This is a genomic window from Micromonospora sp. CNZ303 (genome assembly GCF_004345505.1).
Genome location: NZ_SLVT01000027.1, coordinates 69770 through 90725 on the forward strand (window position 1 = coordinate 69770; position 20956 = coordinate 90725).

Sequence of the window (20956 nt, forward strand, 5' to 3'; positions counted from 1 at the left end):
TGGCCCGATGCCCACTGAGGCAGAGTTCCTCGACTACCTCCGGCGTGCGACTGCCGACCTGCGCGACGCGCGTCGGCGGGTGCGCGAGGTGGAGGCCAAGGACCGCGAGCCGATGGCCGTCATCGGGATGGCGTGTCGGTTCCCGGGCGGCGTGTCCAGCCCGGCGGAGCTGTGGGACCTCGTCGACCGGGGCGGCGACGGGGTGGGCGACTTCCCGGCCGACCGGGGCTGGGACCTGGAGCGGCTCTTCAACGTCGACCCGGACAACCCGGGCACGTCGACCAGCAGCCAGGGTGGCTTCCTCTACGACGCGCCGCAGTTCGACCCGGGCTTCTTCGGCATCAGCCCCCGCGAGGCCCTGGCGATGGACCCGCACCAGCGGCTGCTGCTGGAGACCTCCTGGGAGGCGTTCGAGCACGCCGGCATCGACCCGCAGCGGCTGCGCGGCAGCCGGACCGGCGTCTTCGCCGGGGTGATGTACCACGACTACGCGTCGCGGGTGCTGGACCTGCCCGACGGCGTCGAGGGCTACATCGGCACCGGCAACTCCGGCAGCGTGGTGTCCGGGCGGGTGGCGTACACCTTCGGGCTGGAGGGCCCGGCGGTCACGGTCGACACGGCCTGCTCGTCGTCGCTGGTCGCCGTGCACCTCGCGACGCAGGCGCTGCGCCAGCGCGACTGCGACTTCGCGCTCGCCGGCGGCGTGACGGTCATGTCCACCCCGGGCACCTTCGCCGACTTCTCCCGCCAGCGGGGCCTGGCCTCGGACGGCCGGTGCAAGTCGTTCGCCGCCGCCGCCGACGGCACCGGCTGGTCCGAGGGCGTCGGCGTGCTGCTGTTGCAGCGGCTCTCCGACGCCCGCCGCGACGGCCGGCGCATCCTCGCCGTGGTCCGGGGCAGCGCCGTCAACCAGGACGGCGCCAGCAGCGGGCTCACCGCCCCGAACGGCCCGTCGCAGGAGCGGGTGATCCGGCAGGCCCTCGCGAACGCCCGGCTGTCCCCGGCCGACGTCGACGTGGTCGAGGCGCACGGCACCGGCACCACCCTCGGCGACCCGATCGAGGCGCAGGCGCTGCTGGCCACGTACGGGCAGGACCGGGGCGAGGGCGGGCCGCTCTGGCTGGGCTCCGTCAAGTCGAACCTGGGCCACACCCAGGCCGCCGCGGGCGCCGCCGGACTGATCAAGATGATCGAGGCGATCCGGCACCGGACCATGCCCGCCACCCTGCACGTCGACGAGCCGTCCCCGCACATCGACTGGTCCGCCGGGCAGGTGTCGCTGCTGACCGAGGCGCGCCCGTGGTCGGCCACCGACCGGCCGCGCCGGGCCGCCGTGTCGTCGTTCGGCATCAGCGGTACGAACGCGCACGTCATCCTGGAGGAGGCGCCCGTCGACGACGCCCCGTCCACGGACGAGGCCCCGTCCGCCGCCGACGCGCCGGTGACGCTCCCGCTCGCCCCGGTGTTCCTCTCCGCCCGTACGCCCGAGGCGCTGGCCGGGCAGGCCGGCCGCTGGGCCGACCACCTCGCCCGCGTCGACTCCCTGCGCCCGGTGGACGTCGCGGCCTCCTCGGTCAACCGCGCGGGGCTCGAACACCGCGCGGTCGTCCTGGCCGGCGACGCGGACGACCTGCTCGCCGGGCTGCGGGCCCTCGCCGCCGGCGAGCCGACCGGCACCGTCACCACCGGCGCGTCGGCCCCGCGCGGCCGGGTGGCCTTCCTCTTCTCCGGCCAGGGCGCGCAGCGCGCCGGCATGGGTCGCGAGCTGTACGCGGCCTTCCCGGTCTTCGCCGCAGCCCTGGACGAGGCGTGCGGGCACCTGGACCCGCTGCTGCCGCGCCCGCTGCGCGAGGTGCTGTTCGCCGGGGCGGGCACGCCCGAGGCGGAGCTGCTGGACCAGACGGTCTTCACCCAGGCGGGCCTGTTCGCCGTCGAGGTGGCGCTGTTCCGGCTCGTCGAGTCGCTCGGTGTCGCGCCGGACCTGGTGGCCGGGCACTCCATCGGCGAGATCGCGGCGGCGCACGTGGCGGGCGTGCTCTCCCTGGCCGACGCGTGCGCGCTGGTCACCGCTCGCGGCAGGCTCATGCAGGCCCTGCCGGCGGGCGGCGGCATGCTCGCCGTGGCGGCCGACGAGGCCGCCGTTGCCGCCTCCCTGGCGGGGCTGACCGGCCGGCTGGACGTGGCCGCCGTGAACGGCCCCGCCGCCGTGGTGGTGGCGGGCGACGTCGAGGCCCTCGACGAGGTGCAGCGGGTGTGGTCCGAGCGCGGCGTGCAGACCCGCCGGCTGCGGGTCAGCCACGCCTTCCACAGCGCCCGGATGGACCCGATGCTGGCCGAGTTCGCGGCCGTCGCCGAGGGGCTGACGTTCCGGCCGCCGACGATCCCGGTGGTGTCGAACCTGACCGGCCGCGTCGCCGACGCCGACCAGCTCTGCGACCCGGGCTACTGGGTGCGCCACGTACGCGGCACCGTGCGCTTCGCCGACGCCGTCGACTGCCTGGGCGCCGAGGAGGTCGACACCTACCTGGAGGTGGGGCCGAACGGCGTCCTGACCGCCATGGCCCAGAACTGCCTCGCCGAGCGGGCGGAGGACGACACCGCGCCCCTGCTGGCCCCGGTGTCGCGCCACGACCGGCCCGAGCCGCAGGCCCTCCTGGAGGCCCTCGCGCTGCTGCACGTGCACGGTGTGACCGTCGGCTGGGCCGACCTGCTCGACCGGGCCGGCGGCCGGCACCTGGACCTGCCGACGTACGCCTTCCAGCACCAGCGCTACTGGCTGGAGCCGGCGGGCCGCTGGACGGACGTCTCCGGGGCCGGCCTCGGCGCGGCCGGGCACCCGCTGCTCGGCGCGGCCGTCTCCGTGGCCGGCGAGGACATGGTGGTGCTGACCGGTCGCCTGTCCACGTCGACGCACGCGTGGCTCGCCGACCACTCGGTCTCCGGCGTGGTGATCGTGCCGGGCGCCGCCCTGGTGGAGCTGGCGGTGCGGGCGGGCGACGAGGTGGGCGCGTCGCGGGTGCGGGAGCTGACCGTGGCCGCGCCGCTGGTGCTGCCGGAGGCGGGCGCGGTGCGGGTGCAGGTGCGCGTCGGCGCGGCCGACGAGTCGGGCACCCGGTCGGTGACCGTGCACTCCCAGCCGGAGGAGGCCGTCGACCCGGAGTGGGTCCGGCACGCGGAGGGTGCGCTGGAGCCGGCGACGGCCGACGAGCCGAGCCTGGGGGAGTGGCCGCCGACCGGCGCGTCCGAGCTGGACGTGGCGGGCTGGTACCCGACGCTGGCGGAGCACGGCCTGACGTACGGGCCGGTGTTCCGGGGGCTGCGCCGGGTGTGGACGACCGGCGGCGACGAGGTGTTCGCCGAGGTGGCGTTGCCGGACGAGGCGGCGACGGAGGCGGCGCGCTTCGGGGTGCACCCGGCCCTGCTGGACGCCGCCCTGCACCCGATCGGGCTGCTGCCGGGTACGGAGGGTTCGGGCGGGGCGCGGGTGCCGTTCGCGTTCGAGGGTGTGCAGGTGCACGCCTCGGGCGCGCGGGTGCTGCGGGTGCGGCTGTCGCGTACGGGCTCGGCGGTGCGGCTGGTCGCGTGCGACGAGTCGGGCGCGGCAGTGGTGTCGGTGGACTCCCTGGCGCTGCGGGAACTGACCGGGGTGTCGTCGTCTCCGGACGCGTCGGCCCGGTCGCTGTTCGAGGTCGCCTGGCAGGCCCAGGAGGTCACCCCGGCCGGGGACGTCTCCGGGTGGGCGCTGGTGGGCTCGCCCGCCGCCGCCGACCTGCCGGCGTACGCCGACGTCGAGGCGGTGACCGCGTCCGCCGGGCCGTCGGGCGTGACGCCGCGCCTGCTGCTGGTGCCGGCGGGCAGCCTGTGCCGACCCGACCACGCCGGGACGGAGACCCTCCCGGTCCACGGCGAGGCGCACGACGAGGACGCCGCCGCCGACAACGACCCCGAGGCGGTACGCGCGGCGACCACGGCGGTGCTGGCGACCGTGCGGTCCTGGCTGGCGGCGGACGTGTTGGCGGAGTCGCGGCTGGTGGTGGTGACCCGGGGCGCGGTGTCGGTGGGTGCCGAGGACCGGGTGACGGATCTGGGTGCTGCGGCGGTGTGGGGTCTGCTGCGTTCGGCGCAGTCGGAGCATCCGGGTCGCATCGTGCTGGCGGACGTCGACGGCGACGTGGACGCCGGGCTGCTGGCCGTCCTGGCGGCAGTGGCCGACGAACCGGTGGCCTTCGGCGGTCAGGTTGCCGTGCGTGCGGGTGGGGTGTTCGTGCCGCGTCTGGTGCGCGCGGTCGCCCCGGCGTCGGTGGAGACGCCGGCGGTCGGTGCCGGTGCGGTGCTGGTGACCGGTGGTACGGGTGCGCTCGGGGCGCTGGTCGCTGAGCACCTGGTGTCGGTGCACGGGGTGCGGTCGCTGGTGCTGGTGTCGCGGCGTGGCCCGGAGGCCGTAGGCGCTGGTGAGCTGTCGGAGCGGTTGTCGGCGCTGGGTGCGTCGGTGCGGGTGGTCGCGTGTGACGTGACGGACCGGGATCAGGTGTTCGCGCTGGTGGCCGAGGTCGCCGCCGGGGGCCGGCTGGCGGGTGTGGTGCACACGGCCGGTGTCCTGGACGACGGTGTCGTGGAGGGGCTGACGGCGGAGCGTCTGGCGGGGGTGTTGGCGCCGAAGGTGTCGGCGGGTTGGTTCCTGCACGAGGCGACGTCGTCTCTCGCGCTGGATCTGTTCGTGGTGTTCTCGTCGGTGGCGGGTGTGTTGGGTTCGCCGGGTCAGTCGGCGTATGCGGCGGGTAACGCGTTCCTGGACGGGTTGGCGGTGTATCGGCGGCAGCTCGGCCTGCCGGCGGTCAGCCTGGCGTGGGGCATGTGGGACACGCCCGGCATGGGCGCGTCCCTCGACGAGGCGGACCGGGCGCGATCGACCCGGGGCGGCGTCACCGCGATGAGCGCCGAGACCGGGCTGCGGCTGTTCGACGCCGCCCTAACCGCCGACCGGCCGGCCCTGGTACCCGCCGTGATCGACCTGGCCGCCCTCCGGGCCGCGGCCGGCGCCGGCCTGGTGCCGCCGATGCTCCGCAACCTGATCGGTACGACCACGACACGCCGCCAGGCGGGACAGGGCACCACCTGGGCGACCCGCCTCAGCGGCCTCGCCGCCGACGAGGCGCGGGCCCAGATCGACGTGCTGGTACGCGGCCTCGTCGCGCAGGTGCTCGGGCACGGCGGCGCGGAGGCCGTGCCGGCCGACCGGGCGTTCCGGGAGCTGGGCTTCGACTCGCTCACCGCCGTCGACCTGCGCAACCGCGTCAACGCGGCCACCGGCCTCCGGCTGCCCTCGACGCTGGTGTTCGACTACCCGACGCCCCAGGCGCTCGCCGCCCACGTGCACGCCGAACTGGCCGGCGCAGCCGGCGGCACCGCCGCTCCGGGCGCGCGGACCACCACCCGGGTCGACGAGCCGCTCGCCATCGTCGGCATGGCCTGCCGCTACCCCGGCGGCGTCGAGACGCCCGACCAGTTGTGGGCGCTGCTGGCCGCCGGCGGGGAGGGGATCGGGGAGTTCCCCACCGACCGGGGCTGGGACCTGGACAGCCTGTTCGACCCCGACCCCGACCACCCCGGCACGTCGTACACGCGCCACGGCGGTTTCCTGTACGGCGCCAGCGAGTTCGACCCCGCGTTCTTCGGGATCTCGCCGCGCGAGGCCCTGGCGATGGATCCGCAGCAGCGGTTGCTGCTGGAGGCGTCCTGGGAGTCGTTCGAGTCGGCCGGGCTGGACCCGTCGCGGCTGCGGGGCAGCCGCACGGGTGTCTTCGCCGGCGTCATGTACCACGACTACGCGTCGCAGCTCATGGAGCTGGCCGGCGAGGTCGAGGGCTACGTCGGCACCGGCAACTCGGGCAGCGTGCTGTCCGGGCGGGTTGCCTACACGTTCGGCCTCGAAGGCCCGGCCGTCACCGTCGACACCGCCTGTTCCTCCAGCCTCGTCGCGCTGCACCTCGCGGCGCAGGCGTTGCGTTCCGGTGAGTGCGATCTGGCGCTGGCCGGTGGTGTGACGGTGATGGCGACGCCCGGGACGTTCATCGAGTTCTCCCGTCAGCGTGGCCTGTCGGCCGACGGCCGGTGCAAGTCGTTCGCGGCGTCGGCCGACGGCACCGGCTGGTCCGAGGGCGTCGGCGTGCTGCTCGTGCAGCGCCTCTCCGACGCCCAGCGGGAAGGCCGGCGCATCCACGCCGTGCTGCGGGGCACGGCCGTGAACCAGGACGGCGCGTCGAACGGCCTGACGGCGCCGAACGGTCCGTCGCAGCAGCGGGTGATCCACCAGGCCCTCGCGAACGCCCGCCTGACGCCGGCGGACGTGGACGCCGTGGAGGCGCACGGCACCGGCACCACCCTCGGTGACCCGATCGAGGCGCAGGCGTTGCTGGCCACGTACGGGCAGGAGCGTCCCGTCGACCGGCCGCTGCTGCTGGGGTCGGTGAAGTCGAACATCGGGCACACGCAGGCCGCTGCCGGTGTGGCCGGTGTGATCAAGATGGTCATGGCGATGCGCCACGGCGTCGTCCCGGCGACGCTGCACGTGGACGAGGCGTCGCCGCACGTCGACTGGACGGCCGGGGCGGTGGCCCTCACCACCGAGCCCACCCCGTGGCCGGCCGTGGACCGGCCGCGCCGGGCGGCGGTGTCGTCGTTCGGCATTTCCGGCACCAACGCGCACGTGATCATCGAGCAGCCGCCCGCCGAGCCGATCGACGCACGCGCCGCCGACCGTCCGCGCGCCGGCGTCGTACCCCTGGTGCTCTCCGCCGTGGACGCCCCGGCGCTGCGCGAACAGGCGGCCCGGCTGGGCGCGCACCTCGCGGCGCACCCGGAGTTGGAACCGGCCGACGTCGCGCACGCCCTGGCGACCACCCGGGCAGCGTTCGGGCACCGCGCCGTCGTCCTCGGCCGCGACACCGTCGGCCTGACGCGGGCCCTGGAGTCGCTCCGCCTCGGCGAGGCCACCCCCGACACGGTCACCGGCACCGCGCTGCGCGGCGGTGACCCGGTCCTCGTCTTCCCCGGTCACGGCGACCCGTGGCCCGCCACGGCGGTCGAGCTGCTGGACCGGTCGCCGGAGTTCGCCGCCGCGATCGCCGCCTGCGAGGCGGCCCTCGCACCACACGTGGACTGGTCGCTCACCGCCGTGCTGCGCGGCGCGGACGGCGCCCCGCCCGCGACGGACCCCCGGGTGACGCACCCCGTCCGGTGGGCCGTGGCGGTCTCGCTGGCCCGCTGGTGGCGCTCGCTCGGCGTCCGGCCCGCCGCCGTGGTCGGGCACGCCCACGGCGAGGTCGCGGCCGCCTGCGTGGCCGGCGCGCTGTCGCTGGAGGACGCGGCGAGGACGATCGCCCTCGGCAGCCGGGCCGACGCCGACCCGGACGCGCTGGCCGGGACCACCCTCGGGGCGGCCGAGGTGCCGCTGTACTCGGCCGTGACCGGCGGACGGGTCGACACCGACGGCCTCGACGCCGCCCGCTGGTACCGGGGGCTGGCCGACGGCGTCGACGTCGACCCCGTCGTGCGCGCCCTGCTCGACGAGGGCCACCAGGTCCTCGTCGAGGCCGCCGCCGGGCCCGTGCTCGCCGCCCGGATGCGGGAGACCGCGCAGGCCGCCGACGCCGTCGTGGTGGCCGCCGCCGACACCGACGCCGGCGGTTGGCCCCGGATGCTGACCGTCCTCGCCGGGCTGCACGTGCACGGCGTGCCCGTGGACTGGACGGCCATCCTGGGCGCCCGCACCGGCCCGCCGGTGGAGCTGCCGACGTACGCCTTCCAGCGCCAGCGGTACTGGCCGCAGCCGCAGGTCACGACCGGCCCCGCCCCCGCCGGCCAGGACGAGGCGGACCGGCACTTCTGGGAGGCCGTGGAACGCGCCGACCCGCAGGCGTTGGCCGCCGCAATGCGGATCGACGAGACGGCGGCCAGGTCCCTCGACCCCGCGCTGCCGCTGCTCTCCTCGTGGCGCCGACGCCGCCGCGACGAGTCCACCGTGGACTCCTGGCGCTACCGGGTGACCTGGAAACCGGTGACCGTCGCGCCGGAGGCCACCCTCTCCGGCGCCTGGCTGCTGCTGGTGCCGGCGGACGGCGCCGCGCGCCCCCTGGCCGACGGCGTCGCCCGGGCCCTCACCGAGGGCGGGGCCGAGGTCGTCCGGATCGACGTGCCGGAGACGGACCGGCAGGCGCTGGCCGAGCGGCTGGCGCGTACCGGAGCCGTCGCCGGCGTGCTCTCCCTGCTCGGCCTGGACGACGTCGCGCACCCGGCCCACCCGGTGGTGCCGGCGGGCCTCGCCGGCACGTACGCCCTGGTCCAGGCCCTCGGCGACGCCGGTGTCACCGCTCCCCTGTGGTGCGCCACCACCGGCGCGGTCTCCACCGGCCGGGCCGATCCGCTCGACCGCCCCCGCCAGGCGATGCTCTGGGGCCTCGGCCGGGTGGTCGCCCTCGAACACCCGGACCGCTGGGGCGGCCTCGTCGACCTGCCCACCGAGCTGGACGCCCGGGACCGGGGCCGCCTCGTGGCGGTGCTGGCCGGCGTCGACGCCGAGGACCAGCTGGCGCTGCGCCCCTCCGGGGTGTTCGCCCGGCGACTGGTCCGGGCCCGCGCCGAGCGCACCGCGACGGGGGACTGGCGTCCCGCCAGCGGCGCCGTCCTGGTCACCGGCGGCCTCGGGTCGATCGGGGCCCAGGTGGCGCGCTGGCTGGCCCGCGAGGGCGTCGGCGAGCTCGTGCTGACCGGCCGCCAGGGCCCCGCCACGCCCGGCGCCGACGAACTGGCGGACGAACTGCGCACCGCCGGCGCCACCGTCACCGTGGCCGCCTGCGACGTCGCCGACCCCGCCGCCGTGCGGGCCCTCGTCGAGCGGCTCGCCGGGCAGGGCACCCGCATCGGGGCCGTGTTCCACACCGCCGGCGTCGCCCACGCCGCACCGGTCGCGGCCACCGACGTGGCCGACCTCGCCGACGCCCTGCGGGCCAAGGTGGCCGGCGCGGTCAACCTCGACGAGGTGTGCGGCGACGAGCTGTCGGCGTTCGTGCTCTTCTCCTCCGGCGCGGGCGTCTGGGGCGGCGGGCACCAGGGCGGCTACGCCGCGGCCAACGCCTTCCTCGACGCGCTCGCCGAGGACCGGCGCCGGCGCGGCCGGGCCGCCACCGCCATCGCCTGGGGCACCTGGGACGGCGGCGGCATGGTCGACGCCGAGGGCGCCGCCGACCAGATGTTCCGCTCGGGCGTCCGGGCCATGCGCCCCGACCTCGCGGTCTCCGTCCTGGCCGAGGCGCTCGACCACGGCGACACCACCCTCACCGTGGCGGACATCGCCTGGGACCGGTTCCTCCAGACCTACACGCTGGCCCGCCCCCGGCCGCTGATCGCCGACGTCCCCGAGGCGGCCCGGCTGCTCGCCGCCGGGCAGCGCGACGGCGACGCGCCCGACGCGGCCTCGCCGCTGCGCGGCCGGCTGGCCGGACTCGCCGCACCGGAACGGCGCCGCGTCCTGCTCGACCTCGTACGGGTCCACGCGGCGGCGGTGCTGCGCCTGTCCTCGCCGCAGGCGTTGGCGGCGGACCGGTCGTTCCGGGAGATCGGCTTCGACTCGCTCAGCGCCGTCGAGATGCGCAACCGGCTCGCCGAGGCGGTCGGATTGAACCTGCCGGCGACCCTGGTCTTCGACCGCCCGACTCCCGACGCCCTCGCCGAACACCTGGCGACCCGGCTCACCGGCGACGACACCCCGGCGGCCGAGCCCGTGCGGGCCGCCACCGCGCTGGACGAGCCGATCGCCATCGTCTCGATGAGCTGCCGCTACCCCGGCGGCGTCGCCGGCCCCGAGGACCTGTGGCGACTCGTCGCCGAGGGGCGCGACGGCATCGCGGAGTTCCCGACCGACCGGGGCTGGGACCTGGCGGCCATCTACGACCCCGATCCCGACCGGCCCGGCACCTCGTACGTCCGGGAGGGCGGCTTCCTCACCGACGCCGCCGGCTTCGACGCCGCCCTGTTCGGCATCTCCCCGCGCGAGGCGATGGTGATGGACCCGCAGCAGCGGGTGCTGCTGGAGAGCGCCTGGGAGCTGTTCGAGCGCTCCGGCACCGCGCCGGCCGACATGCGGGAGACCAACACCGGCGTCTTCGTCGGCACCAACGGCCAGGACTACGCGACGCTCCTGATGGCCGCCCGGGTCGAGACCGAGGGCTACCAGGCCACCGGCAACGTCGCCGCCGTCATCAGCGGTCGGCTGGCCTACCACTTCGGGTTGCAGGGCCCCGCCGTCAGCGTCGACACCGCCTGCTCGTCGTCGCTGGTGGCGCTGCACCTGGCCTGCCAGTCCCTGCGGCAGGGCGAGTGCGACGTCGCCGTCGCCGGCGGGGTGACGGTGATGGCCACCCCCGGCCCGTTCCTGGAGTTCGCCCGGCAGCGGGGGCTCGCCCTCGACGGCCGGTGCAAGTCGTTCGCCGGGGCCGCCGACGGCACCGGCTGGGGCGAGGGCGTCGGCCTGGTGATGTTGCAGCGGCTCTCCGACGCCCAGCGCGACGGCCGCCGGATCCTCGCCGTCGTGCGCGGGTCGGCGATGAACCAGGACGGCGCCAGCAACGGGCTGACCGCCCCCAACGGGCCCGCGCAGGAGCGGGTGATCAGCCAGGCGCTGGCCAACGCGCGGCTGACCGCCGCCGACGTGGACGCCGTCGACGGGCACGGCACCGGCACCCGCCTCGGCGACCCCATCGAGGCGCAGGCGCTGCTGGCCACGTACGGGCGGGACCGGCCCGCCGACCGGCCGCTGCTGCTCGGCTCGGTCAAGTCGAACATCGGCCACACCCAGGCCGCCGCCGGCGTCTCCGGCGTGATCAAGATGGTGATGGCGCTCCAGCACGACCTGCTGCCGCCCACCCTGCACGTGGACGAGCCCTCGCCGCACGTGGACTGGTCGGCGGGCGCGGTCGCGCTGCTGACCGAGGCGCAGCCGTGGCCGGAGGCCGACCGGCCGCGCCGGGCCGGCGTGTCGTCGTTCGGGGTCAGCGGCACCAACGTGCACGTCATTCTCGAACAGGCGCCCGCCGCCGCGCCGGCCGACACCGGGACGCCCCGGCCGGCCGACGGACCGCCGGTGCTGCCCTGGGTCGTCTCGGCCGACACCGCCGGCAGCCTGCGGGCCCAGGCGGCCCGGCTGGCCGACTGGCTGCCGGGCACCGCGACGCCCGCCGCCGACGTGGCCCGGGGACTGGCCACCGGACGCTCCCCGCTGCGGCACCGCGCGGTGCTGCTCGCCGCAGACGCCGACGCGGCCCTCGCCGGCCTGCGGGCACTCGCCGCCGGCGAGGATCACCCGGGACTCGCCCGGGGCGTCGCCGAGCCCGGCGGCGCGCTGGCGGCGCTCTTCTCCGGCCAGGGCGCCCAGCACGCCGGGATGGGCCGTCGCCTGTACGAGACGTTCCCGGTCTTCGCCGCGACGGTCGACGAGGCGTGCCAGCACCTGGACGCGTACCTGCCGCGGCCGCTGCGCACGGTGCTCTTCGCCGAGCCCGGCACCGCCGGGGCCGACCTGCTCGACCAGACGGCCTTCACCCAGGCCGGGCTCTTCGCCGTCGAGGTGGCGCTGTTCCGGCTGCTCGAACAGTGGGGGATCCGGCCCGACTTCGTGGCCGGGCACTCCGTCGGGGAGATCAGCGCGGCCCACGTGGCCGGGGTGCTCGACCTGCCCGACGCCTGCGCGCTCGTCGGCAACCGGGGCCGGCTGATGCAGGCCCTGCCCGCCGGCGGCGGGATGCTCGCCGTCGCCGCGCCCGAGGTCGACGTGCTGCGGGCGCTGGACGGCACGTCGGGACAGGTCGCCGTCGCCGCCGTGAACGGGCCGGCCGCCGTCGTCGTCGCCGGAGCCGAGGACGCGCTGACCGGGCTGGCCGACCACTTCGCCGGCCTCGGCGTGCGGACGAAGCGGCTGCGGGTCAGCCACGCCTTCCACAGCCCGCTGATGGAGCCGATGCTCGCCGACTTCGCGGCCGTGGCGGCGACCCTGTCGTACGCCCCGCCGACGGTGCCGCTGGTGTCGAACCTGACCGGCGCGGTCATCGACGCCGAGCAGCTCTGCACCCCCGACTACTGGGTCCGGCACGTCCGCGAGGCGGTCCGCTTCGCCGACACCGTCACCCACCTGCACGCCCACGGGGTGACCCGGTTCCTGGAGATCGGGCCGGACACCGTGCTGACCGCCCTGACCGCCGACGCGCTGCCGGCGGACACCCCGGTCATGGTGACCGGCGTGCAGCGGCCCGGCCAGGACGAGGTGGCCACCCTGCTCGGCGCGGTGGCCCGACTGCACTGCCACGGCGTGGCCGTCCGCTGGTCGCGGCTGCTGCCCGGCGCCGGCCCCGTGGACCTGCCCACGTACGCGTTCGACCACCAGCGGTTCTGGCCGACCCTCGACGCGGCGCCGGCGCACACCCCCGCCGCCGCGCCCGACGACGTCGACTCGGCGTTCTGGCGGGCCGTGGCGTCGGGCGACGGCGACGCGCTCGCCGGCCGGCTCGGCCTCGACGCGGACCGGCCGCTGCGCGAACTGCTGCCGGACCTGGACCGGTGGCGGCGCCAGCAGCAGGAGGACACCCTCGCCGGCGGCTGGCGCTACCGGGTCACCTGGCGTCCGCAGGCCCTCGCCCCGGGTGCCGTCGACGGCACGTGGACCCTGGTCCACAGCGGCACGGACCAGCCGGTCGTCGACCGGCTCGCCGAGCTCGTCACCGCCCGGGGCGGCACCGTGCGGCAGCTCGCCGTCGACCCGGCCACGACCGACCGCACGGCGCTCGCCGCGCAGCTCGCCGGCGCCGCGCCGACCCGGATCGTGTCGCTGCTCGCCCTCGACGAGCGACCGCAGCCCGACCACCCCGCCGTGCCCCTGGGCCTGACCGCGAACCTCGCCCTGGTGCAGGCGGTCACGGACGCCCTGCCCCCGGTGCCGCTGTGGCTGCTCACCCGGCAGGCCGTCGCCACCGCCGACGGCGACCCCGTCGTCCGCCCCGCCCAGGCCACCACGTGGGGCCTCGGCCTGGTGACCGCGCTGGAACACCCCCGGCACTGGGGTGGGCTGCTGGACCTGCCCGAGACCCTGACCCCGGCCGCTGCCGAGCACGTCCTGGCGGCGCTCACCGCCGCCGGGCACGAGGACCAGCTCGCGGTGCGCGACTCCGGCACGTACCTGCGCCGGCTGGCCCGCGCGCCCCGCGCCGAGGCGGCGGCCGACTGGCAGGCGCCGGGCACCGTCCTGGTCACCGGCGGTACGGGCGCCGTCGGCCGGTACGCCGCCGCCTGGTTCGCCCGGCACGGCGCGCGGCGACTGCTGCTGGTCAGCCGGCGCGGCGCGGCGGCCCCCGGCGCGGACGAGGCGGTGGCGGAACTGGCCGCCCTCGGTGCCGAGGCCCGGGTGCTGGCCTGCGACCTGGCCGACCGGGACGCGGTCGCCGAGCTGGTCCGTGGCCTGCGCTCCGACGGCGAGAGCGTGCACGCGGTGGTGCACGCCGCCGGGGTGGGCCGGCTCAACCCGGTCGCCGCGGTGACCGGGGCGGAACTCGCCGACGTCGTCTCCGGCAAGATCGCCGGCGCCCGGCACCTCGACGAGTTCCTCGACCCGGAGCCGCTCGACCTGGTCGTGCACTTCTCCTCCATCGCCGCCGTCTGGGGCGTCGGCGACCATGGCGCGTACGCCGCCGGCAACGCCTTCCTGGACGCCTGGGCGCAGTCCCGGCCGGCCGGGGGTCCCCGGCACCTCTCGGTGAACTGGGGACCGTGGGCCGGCGGCGGCATGGTGACCGACGCGCACGCGGCGGCCATGAGCCGGCGCGGGGTGTCCCTGCTGGACCGGGAACCGGCGATGGCCGCCCTGCGCGCCGGGCTCGACGGCGACGACACCGCCCTCACCGTCGCCGACATCGACTGGGACCGCTTCGCGCCGGTGTTCGCCTCCGCCCGGCCCCGGCCGCTGATCAGCGAGATCGCCGAGGTGGCCGCCCAGGCCGCGGCGGCGCGCGCCGACGCCGAGGACGGCGACCAGGTCGCCGGCGAGCTGCGCAAGCGGCTCGGCGAGCTGTCGCAGGCCGAACAGGCGCGGCTGCTGGTGGACCTCATCCGCACCGCCGCCGGCGAGGTCATCGGCCACGACAGCCCGTACGCCGTCGAGGCCAACCGGCCCTTCCGGGACCTCGGCTTCGACTCGCTGACCGCCGTGGAGCTGCGGGGCCGGCTGACCCGCTCGACGGGGCTGAGCCTGCCCAGCTCGGTGGTGTTCGACTACCCGACCCCGCAGGCGCTGGCCGAGCACCTGCGGGCCGAACTGCTCAGCGAGGCGTCGGTGGAGGCCCTGCCGACGCTGGCGGAGCTGGACCAGTTGGAGAGCGCCCTCGCGCTGCGCGACCCGGACGACATCGGCCGGGTGCGGATCACGATGCGGCTGCACAGCCTGCTCGAACGGCTCGGCACCGCCGAGGAACGCCGGGAGGAGACCGCCGAGGTCGCCGACCGGCTGCGGGTGGCCAGCAACCAGGAGCTGTTCGACCTCATCGACCAGGACCTCGGGCTCTCCTGAGCCGCCCGGGGACCTGTGGTGTCACGAGAAAGCGAGATGTCATGGCGGACGAAGAGCGGCTGCGCGAATACCTGACGCGGGTCGTCGCCGAACTTCAGCAGACCCGCCAACGGCTGCGCGAGGTCACCGCCGAGGAGTCCGAGCCGGTGGCGATCGTGGCGATGAGCTGCCGCTACCCGGGCGGCATCAGCTCGCCCGAACAGCTGTGGGAGTTCGTCTCGTCCGGCGGGGACGCCATCGGCGACTTCCCCACCGACCGGGGCTGGGACCTGGAGCGGCTCTACCACGCCGACCCGGACAACGCCGGCACCTCGTACACCACCGCCGGCGGGTTCCTGCACGACGCGGGGCGCTTCGACGCCGCCCTGTTCGGCATCTCGCCGCGCGAGGCGGTCGCCATGGACCCGCAGCAGCGGCTGCTGCTGGAGGTCACCTGGGAGCTGTTCGAGCGGGCCGGCATCGCCCCGCTGTCGCTGCGCGGCAGCCGCTCCGGCGTCTTCGTCGGCACCTCCGGGCAGGACTACGCCGCCGTGCTGCACCGGGCCCCCGGCGTCGAGGGCTACGTGCTGACCGGCACCGCCGCCAGCGTGGTCTCCGGCCGGCTGGCGTACACGTTCGGCCTCGAAGGCCCGTCGGTCACCGTGGACACCGCCTGCTCGTCGGCGTCGGTCGCCATCCACCTCGCCTGCCAGGCGCTGCGCCAACGCGAGTGCGGCCTCGCCCTGGCCGGCGGCGCGACCGTGCTGGCCACCCCCGGCCCGTTCGTCGAGTTCTCCCGGCAGCGCGGCCTCGCCGCCGACGGCCGGTGCAAGTCCTTCGCCGCGTCCGCCGACGGCACCGGCTGGTCCGAGGGCGTCGGCATGCTGCTGCTGGAACGGCTCAGCGACGCCCGCCGCAACGGCCACCCGGTGCTCGGCGTCATCCGCAGCTCGGCGGTCAACTCCGACGGCGCGTCCAACGGCCTGACCGCCCCCAACGGCCCGTCCCAGCAGCGGGTCATCCGGCAGGCCCTGGCCGGCGCGAAGCTCACCCCCGACCTGGTCGACGTGGTCGAGGCGCACGGCACCGGCACCACCCTCGGCGACCCGATCGAGGCCCAGGCCCTGCTCGCCACGTACGGCCGGGAGCGCGGCGACGCCGCGCCGCTGCTGCTCGGCTCCATCAAGTCCAACATCGGCCACACCCAGGCCGCCGCCGGCATCGCCGGGGTGATCAAGATGGTGGAGGCGATGCGGCACGGCGTCGTGCCGGCCACCCTGCACGTCGACGAGCCCACCCCGCACGTGGACTGGGCCGCCGGCGCGGTCACCCTGGTCACCGAGGCCACGCCGTGGCCGGCCGTGGACCGGCCGCGCCGCGCCGCCGTCTCCTCCTTCGGCATGAGCGGCACCAACACCCACCTCATCCTCGAACAGCCCGAGCCGGCCCGCGCCGAGGCCGACCGGCCGCAGCCGCCCGCGCCCGCGCCGGTGCTGCTCACCGGCCGCACCCGCGCCGCGCTGCGCCACCAGGCCGAGCGCTGGTCGGCCTACGTCGCCGACGACCCGGACGCGCGCCCGGCCGACGTCGCCTGGACCTCGGTGGTCTCCCGCTCGCCCCTGGAACACCGGGCGGTCGTCCTCGCCGACGACCGCGACGGCCTGCTCGCCGCCCTGCACGCCCTCGCCGACGACCGGCCCGCCCCCGGCCTGGTCACCGGAGCCGCCGCCGAACGCGGCGGGGTCGCGTTCCTCTTCTCCGGCCAGGGCGCGCAGCGCGCCGGAGCCGGCCGGGAGCTGTACGGGACGTACCCCGTCTTCGCCGAGGCCCTCGACGAGGTCTGCGCCCACCTCGACCACCGGCTGCCCCGGCCGCTGAAGCCGTTGCTGCACGCCGAGCCCGGCACCGACGAGGCGGCGCTGCTCGACCAGACCGTCTTCACCCAGGCCGCGCTGTTCGCCGTCGAGGTGGCGCTGCACCGGCTGCTCGGCTTCTGGGGGCTGGCCCCGGACATGGTCGCCGGGCACTCCGTCGGCGAGCTGACCGCCGCCCACGTCGCCGGCGTGCTCACCCTCGACGACGCCTGCGCCCTCGTCGCCGCCCGGGGCCGGCTCATGCAGGCCCTGCCCGCCGGCGGCGCGATGCTCGCCGTCGCCGCCGACGAGGCCCGGGTCGCCGAGTCGATCGCCGCGCTGACCGACCGGGTCGCCGTCGCGGCCGTCAACGCCCCCGGCGCCGTCGTCGTCTCCGGCGACGGCGCGGCCATCGACGAGCTGGCCGACCTCTGGACCGGCCGGGGGGTGAAGGTGCGGCGGCTGCGGGTCAGCCACGCCTTCCACAGCCCGCTGATGGAGCCGATGCTCGCCGAGTTCGCCGCCGTCGCCGCCGGCCTCGACCTGCGTGCCCCCACCCTGCCGGTGGTGTCCAACCTGACCGGCGGGCTGGCCGACCCGGCGCAGCTCACCGACCCGAACTACTGGGTGCGCCACGTCCGGGAGGCGGTCCGCTTCGCCGACGGCGTACGCACCCTGCGCGCCCACGGCGTCGGCACCTTCGTGGAGGTCGGCCCCGACGCCGTGCTCACCGCCGGCATCCAGGAGACCCTCGCCGGGGCCGAGGCCGGCGACGCCGCCCCCGCCGTGGTGGTGCCGGTGCTGCGCCGGGACCGCCCGGACCGTCGCGCCCTGCTCGCCGCCCTCGCCCAGCTCCACGTCGCCGGCACCCCGGTGCGCTGGGCGGACCTCCTCGCCGACCGGCCCGGCCGGCTCGTCGGCCTGCCCACCTACCCGTTCGAGCGGCAGCACTACTGGGTGCCGGCCGAGGCGCCCGCCGACGACACCACGACGGGCGGGACCGGCGCGCTCGACCGGCGGTTCTGGACGGCCGTCGAACGCGCCGACCTCGACGCGCTGCGCGACACCCTCGCCGTCACCGACACCGCCGCCGCCGAGTCGCTGCGTACCCTGCTGCCCGTCCTCGCCGACTGGCGGCGGCAGCGACAGGAACACTCGGTGCTCGACGGCTGGCGGTACCGGGCCGACTGGCAGGTGACCGACGAACCCGCCCCCGCCCGGCTGGCCGGCACCTGGCTGCTGGCGCTGCCCGCCGGCGGCGCCGACGACCCGGCGGTGCAGACCGTCCGGGCCGCACTGACCGGCGCCGGCGCCGACGTGCTGCCGCTGACCGTGGAGCCGGACGCCGACCGGGCCGGCCTCGCGGCGTCCCTCGCCGGCACCGACCCCGCCGGCGTCGTCTCCCTGCTCGCCGCCGAGCCGCCCGCCGCCGACAGCACCGTCCTGCCCGGCCTGGCCGCCACCCTCGCGCTCGTGCAGGCGCTCGGCGACGCCGGCCTGGCCGCACCGCTGTGGCTGGTCACCCGGGGCGCGGTCGCCGCCGCCTCGTACGACCGGCTCACCGACCCGGCGCAGGCCGCGATCTGGGGTCTCGGCCGGGTCGTCGGCGTCGAGGCCCCGCACCGCTGGGGCGGCCTGGTCGACCTGCCGCCGGAGCCCGACGACCGGGCCGCCGCCCGGCTCGCCGCGATCCTCACCGGATCGACCGGCGAGGACCAGCTCGCGGTACGCGGCCCCGGCGTCTTCGCCCGCCGCCTCGTCCGCGCCGCCCTCGGCGACCGTCCACCGGCGCGCCGGTTCACGCCCACCGGCACCGCCCTGATCACCGGCGGCACCGGCGGACTCGGCGCCCGCGCCGCCCGCTGGCTCGTCGCCGCCGGAGCCGAACACGTCGTGCTGGTCAGCCGGCGCGGACCCGACGCCCCCGGCGCCGCCGAGCTGGAGGCCGAGCTGACCGGCCTCGGGGCCCGGGTCACCGTCGCCGCCTGCGACATCGCCGACCGGGCCGCCCTCGCCGACCTGCTCGACCGGGTCGAGGCCGACGGCCCGCCCGTGCGCACCGTCCTGCACACCGCCGGCGTCGCGCAGGCCACCCCGCTGGCGGAGGTCACCCCCGCCGAGCTGGCCGAGGTGACCGTCGGCAAGACCGCCGGCGCCGCCCACCTCGCCGACCTCCTCGCCGACCGGGAACTGGACGCCTTCGTCGTCTACTCGTCCATCGCCGCGACCTGGGGCAGCGGCGGGCAGGCCGGGTACGCGGCCGGCAACGCCTACCTCGACGCGCTGGTGCAGCGGCGGCGGGCCGAGGGCCGGGCCGGCACCGCCATCGCCTGGGGACCGTGGTCCGACGGCGGCATGCACGCGGCGGACGCCGAGCGCAACCTGCGCCGCCGGGGCCTGCCGGCCATGGACCCGACCGTCGCCATGGGCGCGTTGCAGCAGGCCCTCGACCACGACGACGTCACCGTGACGGTGGCCGACGTGGACTGGGCCCGCTTCGCCCCCGCGTACGCCTCCGCCCGCCGCCGGCCACTGCTGGAGGGCGTACCGGAGGCGCGGGCCGCCCTCGACGGCGGCGTCGCGGTCGACGACGGCGACGAGGGCCCGGCGGCGACCCTGCGCCGGCGGCTCGCCGGGCTGGCCCCGGCCCGCCGCGAGGAGGCCGTCGCCGACCTGGTCCGGGAACTCGCCGCCGACGTGCTCGGCCACGACGGCGGGGCCGCGGCCATCCCGGCGACCACCGCGTTCCGGGACCTCGGCTTCGACTCGCTGACCGCCGTGGAGCTGCGCAACCGGCTCGTCTCCGCCACCGGGCAGGCGCTGCCCACCACCCTGGTCTTCGACCACCCCACCCCGGTCGTGCTGGCCCGGCTCCTGCTCACCGGCCTCTTCGGCGCCGACGCCGACGCCGGGCCGGCCCCGGTCGCCGCCCCGGCCGCCGTCGACGACGAGCCGGTGGCCATCGTCGCCATGGCCTGCCGCTACCCCGGGGGCGTCGACGACCCCGAGCGGCTGTGGCGCCTCGTCGCGGACGGCGTGGACGCCATCGGCGACTTCCCGACCGACCGGGGCTGGGACCTCGACCGGCTCTACGACCCCGACCCGGCCAACCCCGGCACCACCTACACCGACAAGGGCGGCTTCCTCGACGGGGCGGCGGAGTTCGACCCGGGCTTCTTCGGGATCTCGCCGCGCGAGGCGGCGGCGATGGACCCGCAGCAGCGGCTGCTGCTGGAGGTTTCGTGGGAGGCGGTCGAGCGGGCAGGGGTTGAGCCTGGGGTCCTTCGGGGTTCGCGAACAGGGGTGTTCGTGGGCACGAATGGTCAGGACTATGGGGCCCTGCTCATGGCTGCGGGGGAGCAGGCCGAAGGGTTCGGGGCCACGGGCAACGCCGCCAGTGTGGTGTCGGGTCGGGTGGCGTACGCGTTGGGGTTGGAGGGGCCGGCGGTGTCGGTGGACACGGCGTGTTCGTCGTCGTTGGTGGCGTTGCACCTGGCGGTGCAGTCGCTGCGGCGCGGCGAGTGCGACATGGCCCTCGCCGGCGGCGTCACGGTCATGGCCACCCCCGGCACCTTCTTCGAGTTCTCGCGGCAGCGTGGGCTGGCCGCCGACGGCCGGTGCAAGGCGTTCGCGGCGGCTGCGGACGGCACGGGCTGGGGCGAGGGCGTCGGCATGCTGCTCGTCGAGCGGCTGTCGGACGCGCGGCGCAACGGTCACCGCGTCCTGGCGATCGTGCGGGGGAGCGCCGTCAACCAGGACGGTGCCTCCAACGGCCTGACCGCGCCGAACGGTCCCTCGCAGCAGCGGGTGATCCGCCAGGCCCTCGCGGGTGCCCGGCTGGGCACCGCCGACGTGGACGTGGTCGAGGCGCACGGTACGGGCACGACGTTGGGTGACCCGATCGAGGCGCAGGCGCTGCTGGCCACGTACGGGCAGGGCCGCGAGGGGCACGAGCCGCTGCTGCTCGGCTCGATCAAGTCGAACCTCGGCCACGCCCAGGCCGCCTCGGGCGTGGCGGGTGTGATCAAGATGGTGCTGGCGATGCGCGAGGGCGTGGTCCCCGCGACGCTGCACGTGGACGAGCCGTCCCCGCACATCGACTGGTCCGCCGGCGCCGTCGAGTTGGCGACGGAGTCGCGGCCGTGGCCGGCGGTGGAGCGGCCGCGCCGGGCGGCGGTGTCGTCGTTCGGCATGTCCGGCACGAACGCCCACGTGATCATCGAGCAGGCCGACGAGCCGCAGGCCGTCGCCCCCGCCGTGACCGGCCCCGGACTGGTGGCGTCGGGCGTCGTGGCGTGGCCGGTGTCGGCGCGGTCGAAGGCAGCCCTGGCGGGCCAGGCGGCCCGGCTGGCGGAGTACGTGCGTGAGCGCGGCGAGGTCGACGCGGCGGCGGTGGGCTGGTCCCTGGCGACGACCCGGTCGGTGTTCGACCAGCGGGCCGCCGTCGTCGGGTCGAGCCTGGAGGAGCTGCTGGCGGGGCTGGACGCCCTGGCCTCCGGGGCGCCGGCCGGGAACGTCG

Annotated in this window: 2 protein-coding genes; both read left to right on the top strand. The window is 76.9% G+C overall.

Translation table 11 applies throughout. The features are described from left to right. The first annotated feature begins 7 nt into the window (after positions 1 to 7). Positions 8 to 14605 (top strand): type I polyketide synthase, encoded by a 14598-nt coding sequence (locus tag EV374_RS29745; RefSeq protein ID WP_132240476.1) that lies wholly within the window; start codon positions 8 to 10, stop codon positions 14603 to 14605. Positions 14606 to 14646: 41 nt separating this feature from the next. Continuing rightward, positions 14647 to 20956, top strand: a 6310-nt coding sequence (locus tag EV374_RS29750) for a type I polyketide synthase (protein WP_132240477.1), incomplete at its 3' end; no start/stop codon positions are given.

Excerpts from the sequence above, each read along its gene's own strand:
- EV374_RS29745 (WP_132240476.1), top strand. The coding sequence starts at position 8 with ATGCCCACTGAGGCAGAGTTCCTCGACTACCTCCGGCGTGCGACTGCC.